15 protein-coding genes are annotated in these 18445 nt (G+C 31.4%); 6 read left to right on the top strand and 9 right to left on the bottom strand.

What is annotated here, in order from left to right; all coding sequences use genetic code 11:
• Positions 1 to 689 precede the first annotated feature (689 nt).
• The 3 genes from Z053_RS0121760 to Z053_RS0121750 all read left to right on the top strand — a co-directional run bounded on the left by Z053_RS0121760 (position 690) and on the right by Z053_RS0121750 (position 2493).
• On the top strand, positions 690 to 1220 hold the full coding sequence (locus Z053_RS0121760) for an RNA polymerase sigma factor (protein WP_025667081.1): 531 nt from the start codon (positions 690 to 692) through the stop codon (positions 1218 to 1220).
• A gap of 6 nt (positions 1221 to 1226) precedes the next feature.
• Positions 1227 to 2024, top strand: a complete 798-nt coding sequence (locus Z053_RS0121755; RefSeq protein ID WP_025667080.1) for an anti-sigma factor — start codon at positions 1227 to 1229, stop codon at positions 2022 to 2024.
• A 121-nt stretch (positions 2025 to 2145) separates the two neighbouring features.
• Positions 2146 to 2493, top strand: coding sequence for a DoxX family protein (locus Z053_RS0121750; protein WP_025667079.1), 348 nt, complete (start codon positions 2146 to 2148; stop codon positions 2491 to 2493).
• Between the two features lie 186 nt (positions 2494 to 2679).
• On the opposite strand, the gene Z053_RS0121745 is transcribed toward Z053_RS0121750, so the two are convergent.
• The 4 genes from Z053_RS0121745 to Z053_RS0121730 all read right to left on the bottom strand — a co-directional run bounded on the left by Z053_RS0121745 (position 2680) and on the right by Z053_RS0121730 (position 7672).
• Positions 2680 to 4905, bottom strand: a complete 2226-nt coding sequence (locus tag Z053_RS0121745) for a TonB-dependent receptor (protein ID WP_025667078.1) — start codon at positions 4903 to 4905, stop codon at positions 2680 to 2682.
• Positions 4906 to 4915: 10 nt separating this feature from the next.
• Positions 4916 to 6205 (bottom strand): tetratricopeptide repeat protein, encoded by a 1290-nt coding sequence (locus Z053_RS0121740; protein ID WP_025667077.1) that lies wholly within the window; start codon positions 6203 to 6205, stop codon positions 4916 to 4918.
• Positions 6206 to 6349: 144 nt separating this feature from the next.
• Positions 6350 to 6961, bottom strand: a complete 612-nt coding sequence (locus Z053_RS0121735) for a DUF4331 family protein (RefSeq protein ID WP_316930205.1) — start codon at positions 6959 to 6961, stop codon at positions 6350 to 6352.
• Between the two features lie 30 nt (positions 6962 to 6991).
• Positions 6992 to 7672 carry a DUF4331 family protein gene (locus Z053_RS0121730; protein ID WP_025667075.1) on the bottom strand — a complete coding sequence of 227 codons (681 nt, stop codon included), beginning with the start codon at positions 7670 to 7672 and terminating at the stop codon, positions 6992 to 6994.
• Positions 7673 to 9027: 1355 nt separating this feature from the next.
• Between Z053_RS0121730 and Z053_RS0121720 the strand changes: the two genes are divergently transcribed.
• The 3 genes from Z053_RS0121720 (at position 9028) to Z053_RS32215 (ending at position 10621) form a co-directional block, all read left to right on the top strand.
• Entirely contained in the window at positions 9028 to 9309 is a 282-nt protein-coding gene (locus Z053_RS0121720) for a hypothetical protein (protein ID WP_025667073.1), read from the top strand.
• Positions 9310 to 9699: 390 nt separating this feature from the next.
• On the top strand, positions 9700 to 9978 hold the full coding sequence (locus Z053_RS0121715; RefSeq protein ID WP_025667072.1) for a hypothetical protein: 279 nt from the start codon (positions 9700 to 9702) through the stop codon (positions 9976 to 9978).
• Positions 9979 to 10090: 112 nt separating this feature from the next.
• The gene (locus Z053_RS32215) at positions 10091 to 10621 is read left to right on the top strand and encodes a GNAT family N-acetyltransferase (RefSeq protein ID WP_025667071.1); all 531 of its coding nucleotides are present in this window, start codon (positions 10091 to 10093) and stop codon (positions 10619 to 10621) included.
• 30 nt (positions 10622 to 10651) lie between these two features.
• Here the strand turns inward: Z053_RS32215 and Z053_RS0121705 are convergent, their stop codons facing one another.
• From Z053_RS0121705 to Z053_RS0121685, 5 genes are all read right to left on the bottom strand, one after another.
• The gene (locus tag Z053_RS0121705; protein ID WP_025667070.1) at positions 10652 to 11116 is read right to left on the bottom strand and encodes an Lrp/AsnC family transcriptional regulator; all 465 of its coding nucleotides are present in this window, start codon (positions 11114 to 11116) and stop codon (positions 10652 to 10654) included.
• 95 nt (positions 11117 to 11211) lie between these two features.
• Entirely contained in the window at positions 11212 to 13539 is a 2328-nt protein-coding gene (locus Z053_RS0121700; RefSeq protein ID WP_025667069.1) for a TonB-dependent receptor, read from the bottom strand.
• A 362-nt stretch (positions 13540 to 13901) separates the two neighbouring features.
• Positions 13902 to 14486, bottom strand: a complete 585-nt coding sequence (locus Z053_RS0121695) for a hypothetical protein (RefSeq protein ID WP_035096542.1) — start codon at positions 14484 to 14486, stop codon at positions 13902 to 13904.
• A 35-nt stretch (positions 14487 to 14521) separates the two neighbouring features.
• Positions 14522 to 15232: a hypothetical protein gene (locus Z053_RS0121690; RefSeq protein WP_025667067.1), complete on the bottom strand. Its 711-nt coding sequence runs from the start codon at positions 15230 to 15232 to the stop codon at positions 14522 to 14524.
• A gap of 14 nt (positions 15233 to 15246) precedes the next feature.
• The gene (locus Z053_RS0121685) at positions 15247 to 18369 is read right to left on the bottom strand and encodes a fibronectin type III domain-containing protein (protein ID WP_035096540.1); all 3123 of its coding nucleotides are present in this window, start codon (positions 18367 to 18369) and stop codon (positions 15247 to 15249) included.
• Positions 18370 to 18445 lie beyond the last annotated feature (76 nt).

The raw sequence follows: 18445 nt of genomic DNA, 5'->3' as shown, positions 1-18445 counted from the left end.
AGATCAGAGTTTTTGATTTTTATACTAAAAGCTGGTTTTGCTGTTTATGCTTTAAAAATCATTTAATTCATCGGTGAGAACTTATTTTTTCAGGTTATTGTATTTAGATACCCATATACTATATAACTACTTTAGTAAAGAATATACATCTGTTCGCTTCATGATGTATTCAAATTGTATATCCGTTTAGATACTTAACTATTATTTTTTATAATCTTTAAGTGGAAAAAGCTTTTTGAAAGTAAATTTTATAAATTAACAAGGGGTTAAAAATAGAGAACTTGCTTACCAAAGAGCTAAAACGGATATATAAATTTGATTTGAATAATAAAAAAGAAAATGAAAAATCAAATTACTTTTATATAACAAATAAATATTTTAAGACAATAATAAAATACACATCATCAAAACATATGTTAAATCAAACCCGTTGTATATCAAAATAATTATTTCGAACAGTATTGATGTTTTTTTATCAAAAAATCTTTTGTGCTAGGTAGATGTCAAGAACAGTGTTTCTAGTGAGTTCTTTATTATCTAAACTCGATAAGATTCATTAAACTAACGAATTCTAATTAAAATACACAACGGGTTGTTGTATACAATGATAAAAAGTTAGCTTTTGATAACTTCTCTTGTTTTGATCAATGAAAAATAGTATTTTCAATAATCAATTGTTTATGAATAGAATGCAACCTACAGAACTTATTATAGCTTTGCAACATAAAAATCAAGCAGCTTTTAAAAGTATTTATGATATGTATTCTGAAAATGTCTTCGGTATTATTCATAATATATTAAGAGACGAAGTGTTATCTGAAGAAGTGTTACAAGATGTGTTTATAAAAATATGGAATAATGCAAATTCTTATTCTGAGAAGAAAGGACGGTTTTTTACCTGGATTCTTAATATAGCGCGTAATGCAGCTATTGATAAGACGCGATCTAAAAATTTTAAGAATGCTTCGCAAAACCTTACTGCCGATTATTTCGTAGATATACTGGAGGACAAAACTAATTTTACCAGTAAAATAGATAGTATAGGGATTAAAAAATACATAGCCGCATTAGAACCTCTTTGTATAAAAGTAATAGACTTGTTGTTTTTTAAAGGGTATACACAAAAAGAAACTGCGGAAAAACTTGATATTCCTTTAGGAACAGTTAAAACGAGAAATAGAATTTGTATCAATAAATTAAAACAAGTATTAGAAGTATAGTAGTACATGGATATTAAAGCATACATAGCATCAGGTATTTTAGAACTATACGTCTATGGTTCACTCTCTGAAAAAGAGAATACCGAAGTATATAAGGTACTACAAAAATACCCTGAAGCGGTAAAAGAGGTAGATCGTATAGAAAAAGCTTTACATCAACTTTCTAGTGCAGCCGCTCCTACTCCTACAGCACCAACATATACTAAAATTAAAAATCAAATTGAATCTGCGAATACCGGCGATGTAATCTCAATTACTCGAAAACGCAATAACATACCCACATATATCGGTTGGGCAGCATCTGTAGCTTTATTAATTGGATTATTTGTTCAGTTTAATAAGAACAGAACATTACAACAACAACTTGTAACCAATCAAACAGAAAAAATACTTTTAGAAGGGAAAATAAATGTTGTCGAAGAAGATCTTTCTAAAACTAAATCTTTATTAAGCGTATTGAGAAATAAAGATATTATACAAATTCCATTGCAGGCACAACAGATTGATCCTACTGCATATGCTGCTGTATATTGGGATAAAGATAAACAAACCGCTTATATCGATGTAGCAGGTCTACCAACTCCCCCACCAGGAAAAGTATATCAAGTATGGTCACTAAAACTTGATCCATTAACACCTACTAGTATGGGAATATTGGATGAATTTAACAAAGATGACACTAAAATTTTCATGTTAAACAATCCCAACAAATCCGAAGCCTTTGGGATAACTCTAGAACCTGAAGGCGGTAGTGAATCTCCTACTATGGAGCAATTATACACATTGGGGACTGTAGCGTCGTAATTCTAACGCACTGATATAAATCAACTGGTAAAATTCTAATTAGATATTTTCATTTATTATAATGATAGGTCGAAATAAAAATCATATACATAACGTATAAAGTAAAAAACACTGAGATTTAATGAGCTGGCACCTATATCTTTTATCCTTGATCTTCGCTATTGCCGGAGTTTTTCATCTAATTCGTCCTAAGGCATTCATGAGAATAATGCCATTATATATTCCGTATCATAAGCTATTGGTTTATCTAAGTGGTATTGCTGAAATTCTTGTGAGTTGCGGTTTATTATTTACAACAACCAGAACAGTTTCTGCCTGGAGTATAATTTTTATGCTCATTCTATTTTTTCCAGTTCATGTACATATGCTTAAACACAAAAAAGCAAGTTTAAACTTACCAAAATTTATTTTAGTCATTAGATTGTTACTTCAATTTGGTTTGATCTATTGGGCCTATCGTTACCTTTAGTTTTTTGTTCATACTATGGTTATATTATCATTCTGGTCAAAGATTAAATATCAAAAAAACGAAATAAGAAAAGCCCATTTGCGCCCCTGCAAACAAGCTTTTCTAAACATCAAAAAACAAACAACAATTAATAAATTGAGGTTATTTCATAATTAATACCGCTTAACACAATATTAATTTTCACACTTAAAAACTATATGTTACTCCTACTTTAGCAAAAAAAGGTGTACCGGGAGTAAAGTGTATTTCTTCTATCGATTCAGATTCATTAAACAATCTGGATTCGGTAGCAAATTGCGTTTCGTTCCATTCACTGTTAAATAAGTTTTCTACGGTAACTCCAATGTTAAAGTTATTCCATGTATAATTAACATTTGCATCGACAATGGTATAGCCTTTTGCTACAATACTATTGTTTTCATTTGCAGCTCGATCTCCCAAATATCGGTATCTAAATCCACCAGAAAAGTTGTGTATCTTATCAAAAGTGATTCCTCCTGCAGCTGTAAACTTTGGAGCCAATGGTATGTGGTCTTCTCCCATAGGTGCATCCAAACTTCTGGATTTTGTGTACGTAATATCTGTGTCAAAATATAGCCAATCCTTAATTTGATACCTAGCACTTAGATCTAGTCCTAATCTTCTTGTTTTACCACTCGGTTCTACAACACCTTCATCCCCGACATACACAAATTCCTGATCTAGTTTTAAGTACCAAAATGCCGTATTAAAAAATAGTCTTGAAAACGGTTTCCAGTTTAACCCTACATCCATCGAATACGCTTTGGGCAATATTTCTTCGCCTTGCTGTGCTACTACTACCCTGGTATCATTACCATGAAAACCAATTCCTGATTTTAAGAAAACATTCAGGTTATCTGTAGGGTCATATGAAAATTGAAGTTTTGGAGTAAGAATGCTTTTTGTATTGGATTGCGTCTCATAATTCGATAAAAGTGCATCTTCATATATATATTTAAAATAATCTAATCGAAGCGCTGGTGTTATTTTTAGTTTTCCGAAGTCAAAAGTAGTTTCAACAAAACCATATGCATTAGTTTCATTCACATTTCCTAAACTTACATTTTGCAGTGTCTGTGCTCTATTACGAGTTCGGGACAATTCATTATCAGCAATAGCATCATTGCGAACCCCTATTCCTGCATTAACATCAACATTAATATCATTCCAGGAGAAAAATGATTTTAATTTGCTATTGAACCCAAAAATGTTACGGTCTTCTTTTTGTTTGATCTGGTCACCATTAACAGGGGCATTAAGAAAAAAAGTAAAATTAGAATACAACTCAAAATCATAATGAGCATAATAGGCATTGGTTTTGAATGTAGTATTATCAGATATAAATTTATTATAATTAACATTAAAATTCGTTCTCGATGTAGTACCCCCTTCAGTATCGTCTATTGCACCAAATCTGGTAATTAAACCTTGTTCTACTGCTCTGGTTGGAATCTGACCCGAAGCATCCCATCTACTGGTAAAATGAGATCCGGATACCGATATCTTATTATTATCAGAAAGCTGTGTTGTATATTTAGTAGCTAGATTAATCCTGTTAAAATTCTGTCCTGACTCAAAAGGACCATCGCTTTCGAGATATTCTAATGCCAAAATCATATCTTCTTTTGCCGAAGCTTCAAAAAGATTAAATAAACCAACCGTTCTAAGGGTATTAAAATCTCCTGCCTCTATTTTGATTTGATTTTTTCTAAACCTTTCTTTGGTATAAAAAGACACATACCCTGCAGTATTAAAGTTTCCTTGATCTGCATAGTAAGCACCTTTACCCAAGTCTACCTTATCTATAGTTTCTGGTATTACAAAATGAAGGTCTGCATATCCTTGTCCGTGGGCATGAGAAACCATATTCGCTGGCATTCCATCTACAGAAATAGCAATATCGGTACCATGATCTACATCAAAACCTCTAAGAAATATTTGCTCTGCTTTTCCTCCTCCTGCATGTTGCCCTATAAATAGACCAGGAACCTTACGAAGTACTTCCTGAGAAGAATTAACCGGATTGGTCCTCATATCTAGTTTAGTGATGAGCTGAAGTGGGTTTATTTCTTGCTTTATGATCAATTCATCCAGCTGAAAAATCTTATCTTTTAATATAATCGACTGTTCTTTATTAAAATCTTCTCTTCTAACCACTAATTGTTGGGTTTCGAATCCTAACAAACGAATGGTTAGTGTATCCCCAACAGAAACATTATCTAAAACAAATTTTCCGTTTTCAAGGGTATGTGTATGATTTTCTGATGTCGTATTCAAAACATATGCTCCATCTAGAGGATTAGTAAAAGTGTCCTGAATCTTACCTTTTATAGTTTGGCTTTGTACATAACCAAAACAAAAGATCATTAGTATATAAATACAGTACTTCATGTGTTTTTGGTTATAGTTTTATAATACTTTTAGATAATACAGGTCCTAACTCGTAACTACTCTCCAATAGTTCTTGCTTTATAGCTTTTACTTTATCGAGCATACCATTGGCTTTATAAATCTCTGCGATATGATAATTAGCTTCTGGTTCAAAAGTTTTATCGATGATATGTTCTTGTGCGATTTCTAATGCTTGTTTATAGTCTCCCTTAAGCGTAAGGATATATGCTTTTAAATCATAGGTTTCTGGCGTTGGCCGATTAGCAATCTCTCTTTCTGCAATCTGCAAAGCTTTATCAAATTCTTGGTGTTCTTCTGCCAGAAGTAATGCATTGTAGGCATTATACATATCGCCATACCTATGATCATCAACAGTCTCTTGATAGGCAGCAAGACTTTGGTGTTTGTTTTTTTTGTTATTCTGAAATTCGGCAATTTCAGCTTTTAATAAGTAGTAATCAGGATTTTGATGGGCCTCTATCACGGCATCAATAATTCTTAACGCTTCATCTGGATTCTTCTCGTATGAATAGGCAATCCATGCAATTCCTTTTTTGGCATATCCATTTGAAGGGTCTATTTCTAATGCTTTTAAATAATGGTCATACGAATCCTTAATCCTACCAGCATGACCATAATAATCTGCAATATTTGTATATGACCATAGGATTAGACTTTGGTTTTTACCGCTTTCTGCAATCGATTTTGCCTTTTCCATATAGCGTATCGTAGCATCCAGGTTACCTTTATAATCATTCCATTTTGCCAATCGAATTAAAAAATTGTAATCACTTGTATTTGCAACACTTTCTAAATGTTTTTCTGCTTCGTCAAACTCTCCTAATTCCATAGAGACATCAAACAATACTAATCTAGATGCGGTATTAGGATTTAATATAAAAGCACCTTCTGCCGCTTTTTTTGCTTCATTAAATCGATGTTGAGAAATAAAATTCTGTGCCAATGCCAACAAGTATCCTTCTTTTTTTATAACGGCTACAGCTACAGATTTGAGGAGTACTTGTTCTGCCTTTTTAAGATGTTGTATATCTCCTGTATATTGAAATAACTGTGAATAGACTCCCGTTGCACGAGACATAGCAAGAATTTGTGTACTATCTTCTTTTATTCTGTTATTCCAGAACTGTAATTCTTTTTGAGCTTGTTGAGCTTTTGGATTTTCTTTTTTCTGAAGATATGCTTCATAATCCTGGGGGCTGGTAATGATATTTTTTGATTTCTGACATGAAACAACAATGCATACCATAACCATTACATATATTATGTTTATTAATTTCATCTTTTTTGTTTTTTGAAGTTTTTGTATTCGAGGCAATTTTAGGATTGTCATAAAGAACGAAGTCGATGTTTTAGAATATAATACGGGGTAATTTCTCGACTTCGTTCGATTATGACTAGATAAGCAGGGGTTATATTTTAAATGTTAGTTAGGGTTTTCTAAGTATGGGAATGAAGCTAAAGCATTTACTGATGAAGGTACTCCATCACTAACCAATAATGGTAAATCTTCTACACCATCTCCATCAAGATCCTGGCCGCTAAATCGATCTCCATTCATTCCTCCAAACATAAGGGTTAAAGAAACATCGATCACATCATCGCTTAAATTTCTACCTGTAAGTACATTAGCTCCATCAAAATAAGTCGTTGGTCCATCTGGTGCTACCCATAATACATCTGTAGCTAGAATAGTAGTTAATGTTGCCGCATCAAGACCTAATATATTATTTTCATAGGTTACGCCAAATGCAGCATGAAGATCATTTAAACGTTGTAAAAATGCCGGTTGAAATGCTGCTCCTTGCTCAGAAGGAATCGTAACATTAAAATTGTTTTTAGTATCATCGGTTCCATTAAAAACAGTATTAATACCTGGTCTTCCCATTTGATCTACCTGAACAAATGTCCCAGAAAAATCTATCTGTACTGGTGGTGGGATTACTACTCCACCATCATCATCTTTGTTACAACTGCATACTCCAATGGCAATTACAAGAGTGGCTACTATATATTTTATATTATTTAATTTCATCATGTTTGTATTTTTAAAAAATTTATCTTCTTATTATTGTTTTCTTTTTGCTTCTACCCAGGTGTTGAATACTTGTACTCCTGTTCCTGCAGGATGATCAAAAGTTCCTCCTAATAATGTATTAGGTACTTCTACTACTATAGACAATACATTGGTTCCAAGAAAATCATCAGTACCCGGATCGTTAAATCCACCCGCTGGTGCTGTAGATGTTCCCGCGATTACTTGATTAAACTCACTAAAAGCAAAGAAGAACGGATCTTTACGAAGACCTGCAAAATAAGAGATCCCATTAGCAGTTGCCGTAGTTGCGTTTGCTCCCGTACTAATTGCTACCTGACCTAAATATTCAGTTTTATCATCGATAGTACTGTTTAATCCTGTTGTACCTGGGGCATAAGGCCCAAAGAAATACATCACATCATCTCTAGGAATAGCTTGTAGCACCAAATCTTCTACCTGATCTCCAGTATTATCAATGTTGATCTCTACTAATACATTTTCATCAAATTGAGCAGTAGCTCCCGGTGTCAAAAGCCCTTGTACATTTGCGACAAAAACGGTGTTGTCTGGGTTTGCTCCTTCAAAAGCATAAACATCTGTGATGTCTGCAGTACCCCCGGCAACACTTGGAGCATCTAAATGATCAGCAGCCATTAGTACTATTCCTATTGAAAGGAGGCCGCCAATAATAAACAAGTTTGTTTTTTTAATAATGTTCATTTTTTTTATTTTAAAAGTTTACGGCCATACTTACGAAGGTGATTAGCGTATGGTTTTTTTAGAAGAGTTAAAAGATTGTTAAAGTTAAATTGTGAGATATACTACTATATAACGTAATAGGAAAACATGATTTAATCGAAAAAACATTATTCAAGAATTTAGCTATACCTTGTTTTTACTTCATTTCTAAAAATCCGTGGTTTTTTAACAAAAAAACGCATGTTATACCTCTCTTCTTAGCTGTTTTTGGGATACTTTATTTAGAAATAAAAAAGCTGTTTAGCTACCTTTAGAAAAATAGAAACTATTCGTTTTACGCTTCTCTGGATTAGACATGTGTGTCACGTATTATAGTATTCTATTATAAAAACATTAACCTAAATATATTTCCCAATGATTAAAAACATTTTAAACGTAGAAAAAATTAAAATTTTAAAAAAAGAAGAACAAAAGTCTGTTAATGCCGGATCTTTTGCTTCTGACTGTTTGCCCGAAATTCGCCCATGCCGAAGCAATGAAGATTGCTGTACTACCTGTAATACAACTGGTATATTTAAAGGTTTATGTGCTTTTTAGTTAGTGAACTTATAGAACTAAACACAATATTAATCTAACTATTAGCTACTATTCTTATGCTTACTGCTGGTTTAAAAGAATAAATAAATTAACCTTCAAATATTCATACAATGATTAAAAACATTTTAAACGTAGAAAAAATTAAAGTTTTAAAAAAAGAAGAGCAAAAAAGCATTAATGGCGGTTCTTTATCATTCGATTGCATACCACAGATTATAGATTGTGATAGGCATAGAGATTGCTGCTCAGGAAAATGTCACCTTCACTGGGGCATATGTGCCTTTTAATGTAAAATAGTTCCCATTAAGAGGAATCATTTACAATGAATGAGTTTCTCTTAATGGTCTTTTATTTTATCCAAATCATTATTGCTTACAATTTGAGTTCAAGAGAAAAGTAACCATAAATAATAAAGTAATATTCTTCTCAAAAAAATCTAAGAAGATATTATACTATGAAAACAGATAGCATAACATAAGAGATTATGATAGATATATACATTGTTTTTAAATCACTACTATTTATGTCATTATAGCCTTAATTTTTACTGAAATTATAAAATCAACTTCGTGAAATAACCTTTCTGTAACTCCTTTACTCGTTCAAGCAAAAACCATTTCAAAAAAACTTGATTTTCCTGAAAAATTGCTGTTTTTCAGGAAACTACTCATCGTTATTTTCAAAACATAACTATAAATTTACAATAGAAAAACACATCACGTTATCCTCTTGGTGTGATTTAAAACTTTTATAATCAATTTAGAATATTAATGACCGATCAACAAAATTGTCTAATAAAGACCGAAGAACGAATACACAAATCAGAAGTATTATTTTATCATTTAGAAGAGTATACAGAAAATAACAAAAAAGAATATTCTCTAATTAGAGTTAAAGTATTTGACAATTGGAAAAGAGAAAAATATCATAACGGTAGATGGCATCCAATTCAAAATATTAAGAATTATTATCGTAATCAAAATCCTGGTATATTTATCAGTGAAAAAGAAGCTGTAGAAATAATGATATTAATTGATCATCAAGAGCAATAACAACTTTACGATGAAAAATGAAATGTAAGGAGCTAAATCAGAAACAGAATTTTAATTACTTGAGGATGTAAATTCTCTCAGCTCATAGAAATACACTCTTCTTTATTTTTCAAAACCTATATAATTAAAAATAAAACTTAAACACCAACAGGTCAAATAAGGATATCACTACCATTCATTAATCGCCTTAAAATCTTAGGTAAAAACATCACAAAAAACTCAATTCACCGGAAAAACACTTGATTTTCAGTACGTTTATCATTAGTATATTCGTAATATAACCATAAATTTATAATAGAAAGCACGTCCTTTTGTTTTCTTGATAAGATTTAGAACTTCAATAGTTCATGTAGAACATTAATGACAAATCAACGAAACTGTTTTATAACGATGAAAGGAGAAATTAACAAATCAGAAATACTTCTTTATCACTTAGAACAATACTATACTAATGGTAAAAAAAGGTATTCTTTGATTAGAGTTATTATAACTGATTCGTGGAAAAAAGAAGAGTATCATGCAGGTAAATGGCAACAATTTTATGGTACTACAAGAAATTATCCTGAATCACACCCTGGAGTTTTTATCGATGAAAAAAGAGCAGTAGAAATAATAAAGTTAATTGATCTACAAGAACAAGAGAATGATACTACAAAAAGACATCACTAAAATAATTATTTGTTTGATATCATGTGCTTTTTATTAGAATATTCAAATTCTCGGTTTATTGACCCAAAAAAACATCCGATGATAAGATAGTGTATACTTTTATAGACAAACAGTGTTACAGCTCTACAAAAAAACGGCGGAGGTTGATGATGGGATTATTCGTAATACAAATGAAGTTAATCTACAGTATATTTCTCAATTTTTAGAAAATTCTATCGATAATGGGCACGTTCTAATTGCGCTTATACATCACAAGATTGTTGGTGAAATTCATGCATATACACCAAGTATTTATACTTTTCAGCACATATTAACAGATATAACAATAGTAGTTGACCCAAATCATCTGAAAAAAGGAATTGGACGAAAATTATTCGAACTATTTTTAGAAGATGTAAAAACAGACGTAACTCATATCTTTCGGATCGAATTATACACCAGAGAACACAATGATCGAAATGTGAAATTTTATAAAAGCCTTAGTTTTATTAATGAAGGAAGGCAAAAGGACAAAATATTTATTTCGAACTCAAATTTGAAACCCCACTACATATGGCTTGGTTCAATCCTAATTATAAATAGAACGCATCTTGACTTTTTTCATTTGACCAAAAAATTAAGATTTTTTTGTAGAAAATTATAAAAAATCAAGACGAGTTCACCTAAAACCAATTTATATGTGATGTCTTCCAATATTGCTTTTTATAATGATCCCTTCTTTTACAATATCAGACAGAATAAGAGAAGTTGAAGGTATTCCGTACTGGGATATGGTATCAATAAAATCTTCTAGATGATGATGATCATAGACAATTACTTTCATGATAAGAGAAGTATCTCCCGTAACTCTGCTGCATTCTAGTATTTCAGAAAAATCTCTTATTAATTTTACGAAGTGAAAAAACTTATCGGCCGTTTTAAAACGCATAGAAATATAAGTAGATAAAGTGTATCCGAGTTTTTCGTAGTTTATTATTGTGGTATAAAATTCGATTACATCGGTTTCCTCTAATCTCTGAATTCTCTCTCCTACAGCAGATGATGAAAGTCCAATTTCACGCCCTATCTGAGCATAAGAAAATCTAGAGTTACTTTTAAGTAATTTAATTATTTTCTGATCTAACTTGTCTTTTACCATGATTCAATTTGGTTTTAAGAATCACTAAAATAATTTAGTGAAGTTTTTAATTTTAATAAAAAAGCCCCCTGCTAATGATAGTTACTTTTGTTTTTTTATTCGTATTCTTCGAGTAATCTATGAAACAAATCTGCCAGTCTAATTTCAATGAAATTAACTATTCGCTCTTCTGATTCTTTATTTTGATACATTGAGAATACTTTTACTGCATTACGTTTTTTGAGTATCATAATATCTCCTTCTGTATTTTCTATATCTTCAGGTTTTAGATTCCATAGTAATAATGACCGTAATAGTTTGGTATGAGATTCATATCTTCTCTTTAGTACCTTTTGCCGTTTTAGATTTTCTGAATCTTTTTGTTCTGTACTATTTATTTTACCAGTTAAGACGGTATATTCATCTCGTATTTCACGATCAACCTCCTGAGCTTCACGAACTAGTTTTAAATAAGCTTCATAGATTTTTTCATTATAAAATTCTATAAAGTCAAAATAAAGGTTCATTGATTTAAGATAGTTAACTGCTATCTCTCTGTATACCCGTTTATCCTTATTCTGGGTTTCTACCAGTTGTTTTCCTAATGTGATAAGTTTTCCTTTTTTATCTTCTATTAGATTTGCAAAACCTTCCTTTTTTGGAAGTGCTAGTAACTGCGGTGTAATATCTTTAGGCAAACCTTCATAGCGATACTTTCTATATTGTACCCTAATAGTATCGTTTTGCTCTTTTGGTTTTTTATTGAAATCAATTTTTGGTTTTTTAAGTCCAAAAGAGTAATTATATCCAAAAGTCGCTGTAAACTCGCTTAGATTATCATTACTACTACCGTTTCTAAATAATTGTATGAGATTAAGATTAAAATTATGTTTTTTCTTCAGCGCATAAGTCATCCCCCCTCTAAGGTTTATTATACTAATATTCGAAGTACTGTTGTTAGTGGTATTATACCCGACAGAAAATCTTGTTTGTAATGTTTTTTCGAAATACTTTTTGATAACACTTAGGTTAGGGCCCCAAGTGGTTGCGTCTTCTCTCCCAATAGTATTATAAGTCCCATTAAGAGAGGTTGTAATACTTAGGTTTCTTTTAGAAAAACCTATGGTATGTCCAAGGTTTACATTATGAAAAGTAGAGGCATCTCCCAGTCTTACTACCCCACCTTGTTCATTAGAAACATCATTTAGAGTGTAGTTCATACTTAGGTTTTGTCGAGCAGGCTTTTTTCCAGAGAGCACATAATTTATTCCTAAAACGGCTGTCTGTGATAATTGTTTATAATCGAGATTTTCTACTTGTTCGTCTAGAAGATCTCCATCATTAATGTCATCAAATTGATTTGGCTTGATATTGGTAAACGTACTAAAATTAGAATATGCTCCAGAAATATTAAGCTTATCAGATAGGTTAAGATTTGCATTTAATGCACCTACGGTACGATTTGTATTACTGTTTTTTAAATTGCTTAAATCATCTCTCTGATAACCAATATTAAATGCTAGTGCGAGTCGATCTCCAAAAAACGTATTGGATACATCTAAGGTTATATTCTCAAAATCATTATTAAAATAATATGCCCCCAGAGTTTCATATCCTGGGTCTATACGTTCATACCCCAATCCAAAGTTTATTTTTCCTACAGCATACCCCAACCGGGTACTAATAGCTTTATAAAATTCTGTAGATGCGCGATTATTAAAAAGTATTCTTACCGGAGAAATATCATTATTTTCTATTTCTTCTGCCCTAAGGTCTTTGGTGATGGTAGAGGTCGCATATTCTCCTTGTATAGTAAAATTATTCCCTAACTTAACTTCGGCTTCTACACTTATTACCAGGTTTTCCTGAGGTAATATTTGTTTCTGTTCTGGAATAGAGTCAATAGAATTTTCATCATCTTTGGCATAAAAACCAATCACTCCTATTTTGTATTTTTCTTTTTCAAAGTTTGCTTTTATTCCATACCCCACACGATTATAAGAAGGAATTGTTCTTGGATCACCATCATCATTTACTGCCTTAAGCAATCTACCTGCCATAGCACTTATTTTTAGCGAACCAGGTGGGGTAAGATCAATTCCTCCTCCCATAAACTGATGTCCATTTAAGGTAAAAGGAGAAAAACTCATGTTTACATTTCCTATATGTCCTGTAACCCATTTGTATTTTGGGTGCAAGCTTATACGGTTAAAATCAAAAGGTAACTGGTATCCTAAATTCCCTCCTTGATTAGAAAAGCTATAAGAAACAGGGATTGAAAAACTATAAATATTTATGTTAAGAGCCCCTTGCAAAAAATAAGTAAATTGTTCGCGGTTCATATTTTTATTAGATTCATAATACACTCCATTAGCAGAAATTTGCCCCGTAATTTTAAAAGGATCACTACTCTTTATATTATCATAATCAATTGTTTGACTCATCGTTAGCATAGGTAATACTAATATTGCTAGTAATTTATATATATGTTTTACATTTACGGGACTAATGGTACTCACTTATTAAAATCAAAATATTTTTTATCTGTATTAATCATATACTTCTAAAGGTATGTACGGAAAAAATAAAAAGACGGTTCTCTCATTTTCTGATTTTTATATTTGATTTTCATTTTACTCTCTTAGAGATTTATAGAGTTTATATGATATAGTGAATTTGCACAGCAGATGAATAATAGTAACTCAAAAGTCGAAGTACACACCTGATGTATTTTTTTATATCTCAATTGGTGATAAAACAAAGGATATTCTTCCATAAGAAAATGTAGATAATGTCTTCTTATCTATTACAAACTATCATCTAAATATTTGTCTAAGTTTTCTCTATTAGTATTTATAATTTCTAGTAGCTTCTTGGTATCTATGATTTGGTTATTATCTTTTAATAACGATTTAAGCTTGTTTATTTCTGAATACTTAGAGTCGTTAGATTCACTCTTAATAGCTTTATAAAAATCAAGATTGATCATTTTAAAAATTTCATAAAGGAGTTTTACATTCTTGGTAGGGGTATCTACTATCCTGAATACGCCTTTTTCAAAAACAAGTAGCTTTGTCACCGCTTTTGTTTCTAATTCACTTCCAACTATTTTATATTTAAAAATGGAATATTGCTTATTACTACTATAAAAAATATACCTAAAAATTGGCTGTACCTTATCTGTATCGATCTGTAAAGCACTAAGAATTGGTATAAAATCATCATCTGATTTCGCATTAGTAAATAAATTATCTTTATACGTATACATTACCTGGTCATATATTTCTTTTAGATAGTCAACTTTAATAGGTATCCCTTTATCAAATTGACTGTAATCTGTTCCTTGAGAAAACATTTGAAATGTAATAAATAGGGGAATTATATATTTCATATGGTTACTATTTAATGTGTCTACTTTTTATCTTTTTATTTATTCATACCAAAATATTGTTGAGTCATTAATGGATCGATGACTTTTTCTAATTCTTCCCGAGTCATCTCAGAACTTTCAGAATATATAGCTTTGGAGAAATCTAGCAGTCCTGATGCATAAATCTCTTCTATTTGATTGTCTAGTGATTTTATATTTGTTTTTTTATGCATAAAAATAGCATCTATAGAACTAGAAGACAGATAGTTAAACATCATATACATTTTAGCCATGGTTCTGGTCGCTACATAAACAAACCACTGATTGTTTTTTTTTATCAACGTACTACAGATTGGTATTTTTTTATTATTTGTAGTAATAGTATACTTTATAATTGCAAATTCATGTCCATTTGTTTCAAACATAATCTTGTTTAATAATTCTGCATATACTAGGTTTTTATCTTGTTTACTTTTTGTTTCATACCGATTAGGGTCATTTTTTATTTTATAATTATAGTTGCTTTGGTCCCATTCAAAATTTTTACTTGATAAGATAGATTGTAATGTACTTTCGGGGTATTTATTTTTACAAGTTTCGGCAGAATTACAATTGGCATAAACTTTAAAGCCTTCTGGGTATTTTGTGTAATAGAAAACATTGTTTGTAACCGGAAAACCAAATGTGGGAATACTTGCCATATATTTTTCCTGGCCAGATACCCCATACACAACAAAAAATAAAATTAGAAGCCAATTTTTTTTCATAATCCTTAAGTTGTTTATTCTTCACGTTCTTCTTCAAAAAATTCTTTGATATTAAACTTATACAACTCTAGATCGGACTGTATATCTAACTCAAATATATTATGTCTAAACGATGCCCCTGTAGTTGGATCATCAAGAGCAATGTATGCGTAAATATCTGTAACATAAGCCTCTAACCCTAAAAAATTAGAATCTCCTTTATAGGGATACTTAAGTACTATACCTGCATTAACATCTAATTTTAGTAGTACATCTTTTTCAAACAAACTAATATCTTTTGCTCCAAATTGAATACTTGGATTGATATACCCTCCTCCTGAAACATTACTATTAGCAAAAGTTTTATACTCTGTTTCAACTTCTTCTTCATATTTGATGTCGGCAGTTCCTCTCAAACCTGTTTCTATTTTCAATTTCAATTCAAACTCAGGATTCGGAATAAATGGAATTGGGATTTTGATTTTTCCGCCACACTCTAGTGTTGCAACATCAACACCACTAGCCATAAATTTAAATTGCTTCACTTTATTATAAAACCTACTCTCTTTATTTTCTTCTTTGTAGCTTTCATAAATTAACCTAAAATCTTTTTTGCGTATTAAATCTTTATAGTTATTAAAAAACGTAAGACCACATCCAAATCCTATCTTTTTTATTGCTTTTGATACTTCATTAAATTTATCAAATGACTCAAGTATTGGTTTCGCTTTACTCGTAACATCTCTTCGTATTCTTCCTGCATTAACCCATTGTACTTCAACACTCTTTTCTGTTTTATCGGGATAACCTGCACTAATTTTCGTTATTACAGATTTAGGGATTACTTTTCTTTGATTATTAACTACTATAGTAGAATCTGTATATTTTAATTTTCTAGTAATCCTTTTTTTATCATTTAATACATCCTGTTCATCAAAAGACCAGGTGATATCATTATAATATTCGTTTGATTTAGGATCCGGATCAAGATCAACTTTATAGATAATTTCTTTATTACCTAAACCTTTAAGAATACTCCAATCATTAACCACATAGAGTGTTTCACCTGATTTTGCAGTTCTCTTATCATTGTGTGTAGCGGTTAACTCTACAAAATCAAAGCTTTTCTTAATTATGTTTAGATTAACTTCTATTTTCTTATCGTCATAAGTAATTCTCAATCTCATTGGTCCACTCCGCCTTTTGAGATCTAAACTAAATGTATCCTGATCTGTATTGATGTCTTGTCCTATAATGAAATTTACGGTTTGGTCTTCGTCTTCTTTAAAAATTTGCCATTTAAATTCTTTTGTTTCTTTAGGATAATCTTTTAATTGAAATACAACTGGCAATCCTTTAGAATTATATTTAATATCAATAGTTTCTCCATCTCTATATAATGTACCATCTGACTCAAACCATATTTTAGTATTAACATCTTCGTCAATCGCGTTATTATCTCTATTACCTTCTGTATCGGTATTATTATTTCCTACTGGATTGGGTTCAGTAACCGGCGTAGCTACCGGGTTATCAGGTAAAACAGGAGGTTCTACTTCGTCTTCATTTTCATTAGGAATAGTTACATCAGGATTTTCTGAAACAGGAGATACATCTACCACCTCATTTTCATTCTCATCAGGTTTTACTGAATCATCACCTGTAGTTTCCTCTACGTTCTCATTTTCTTCCTCTCTAATTATATCTACCACGGTGTCTACTACCGAATCTATTACATCATCTATATCATCTACATCAACCACCCCCTCACTATTCTTATCATAAATAGTTTCTACCACTCCTGCTAGTAATTGCTTATCTGTATTGATCTCAATATTATCAAAGGTTACTTTTACTTTTAAACCTTTTAAATATGGTATTTTTATGTATCCTTTTCCCGAAAACATTTGCCCTGATGTACTTACATTCTCTACTACTACCTCAAAATCTCCTGCAGTAAATACATCTCCCTTCTTAAGGTCTTTTAATGATTCTTGATTGGTGATAACTATTTCGGGTGTAATACCACAATTAATAACAGTAACTTTATCATTAGTAGAAGCAATAATTGTAGTAAATTCATAAATCTGAGAGTAGGTATATGGCCCATTCTCTATACATTGCCCTCCAACACGAAATTCATAACTTGTACCTGGTTCTAGGTTATATACTGTAATAGGTCCATCCAAAGCCTCTATCTCAAACCATACTGCGTTTTCGACACCTTTTTTACGGTACTGCACATTGTATTTTAAGTGATTTACACTTTTCCAATAGATCGTTTGTGAAGTCGGGCTTTGTGATCCTGCCAATACAAATGATGGCTCTGCACAATCTCCTGAGTATGTAAAACTATGAATCTCACTATACCCCTTATTTTTAAACACTGAAGATTCACTTATGCCATCGCTTACTACGGCACGTACGCGCCAACCATATTTCTTATTTGGTAATAACGTGGTTTCTGATGGACCGTATAACAGTGTTGTTGCAGAAGTAGTCGTTTGGTATAAAGGTTGGCTTGCCAAAAATAACGCTTGAGGATCCATTTTACTATCCCAAAGCTCTGTAAGCGTAAATTCATATTCTACGTTGGTGGCATTAAGATGCCTTGGAGTCCACTGAAATATAATATTTTGTGGATCTCTCATTGCAACCTGTTCTCCATTGTTAGGTAGATTTAAAAACGGAGGATCATTAAGTACCAAATAGGCCATCGCACAACTCTTACGAGAAATCTGTTTGCCAGATATAACTTCATAGGCTTCAAAACAAAAACGATACATGCCTTCTGGTAGGCTTGCGCCATACTTTTGAGGAGTTATTCCTGTTAAGTTTTGAAATGCAAAATAAGGCTGAAGATCAATATTACTCAAACGCAAAGATACCCCTCCATCTAAAAAAATAGGATTTGCATCGATCACAACATCGGTACTTTGTATAGACAATCCTGCATTGTTTTCTATATAGAGTTTTAACCGAATTTCTAAGTTAGATCTTGTGATATCTGTTAGTAATAGGTTTACCAATAATTTCTCTGAAGCAGAAGTTGTATATTCTGACAATTGTAAACTATATGGTGGTATTACTTGTGGAGTAACATTTACCGGAAATACTTGTGCTCTAACGGTATATATAAAAAATACTGTAAGAGTCATAAGGCAATATATAATCTTTTTTTGCATAAGAATTTAATTTCTAAAAATATCCTTGTTTATCTTAATTTGACACATC

This window comes from Aquimarina megaterium XH134 (genome assembly GCF_000520975.1).
Classification (GTDB): Bacteria; Bacteroidota; Bacteroidia; order Flavobacteriales; family Flavobacteriaceae; genus Aquimarina; species Aquimarina megaterium.
The sequence above is the reverse complement of the archived record's forward strand: the minus strand, read 5'-3'. Positions and strand labels throughout refer to the sequence as shown.

Coding starts and splice junctions, on each gene's coding strand:
- Z053_RS0121750 (WP_025667079.1), top strand. CDS start 2,146: ATGAGCTGGCACCTATATCTTTTATCCTTGATCTTCGCTATTGCCGGA.
- Z053_RS0121705 (WP_025667070.1), bottom strand. CDS start 11,116: ATGGTAAAAGACAAGTTAGATCAGAAAATAATTAAATTACTTAAAAGT.
- Z053_RS0121700 (WP_025667069.1), bottom strand. CDS start 13,539: ATGAGTCAAACAATTGATTATGATAATATAAAGAGTAGTGATCCTTTT.
- Z053_RS0121735 (WP_316930205.1), bottom strand. CDS start 6,961: ATGATGAAATTAAATAATATAAAATATATAGTAGCCACTCTTGTAATT.
- Z053_RS0121720 (WP_025667073.1), top strand. CDS start 9,028: ATGACCGATCAACAAAATTGTCTAATAAAGACCGAAGAACGAATACAC.
- Z053_RS0121690 (WP_025667067.1), bottom strand. CDS start 15,232: ATGAAAAAAAATTGGCTTCTAATTTTATTTTTTGTTGTGTATGGGGTA.
- Z053_RS0121740 (WP_025667077.1), bottom strand. CDS start 6,205: ATGAAATTAATAAACATAATATATGTAATGGTTATGGTATGCATTGTT.
- Z053_RS0121695 (WP_035096542.1), bottom strand. CDS start 14,486: ATGAAATATATAATTCCCCTATTTATTACATTTCAAATGTTTTCTCAA.
- Z053_RS0121715 (WP_025667072.1), top strand. CDS start 9,700: ATGAAAGGAGAAATTAACAAATCAGAAATACTTCTTTATCACTTAGAA.
- Z053_RS0121755 (WP_025667080.1), top strand. CDS start 1,227: ATGGATATTAAAGCATACATAGCATCAGGTATTTTAGAACTATACGTC.
- Z053_RS0121760 (WP_025667081.1), top strand. CDS start 690: ATGCAACCTACAGAACTTATTATAGCTTTGCAACATAAAAATCAAGCA.
- Z053_RS0121745 (WP_025667078.1), bottom strand. CDS start 4,905: ATGAAGTACTGTATTTATATACTAATGATCTTTTGTTTTGGTTATGTA.
- Z053_RS0121685 (WP_035096540.1), bottom strand. CDS start 18,369: ATGACTCTTACAGTATTTTTTATATATACCGTTAGAGCACAAGTATTT.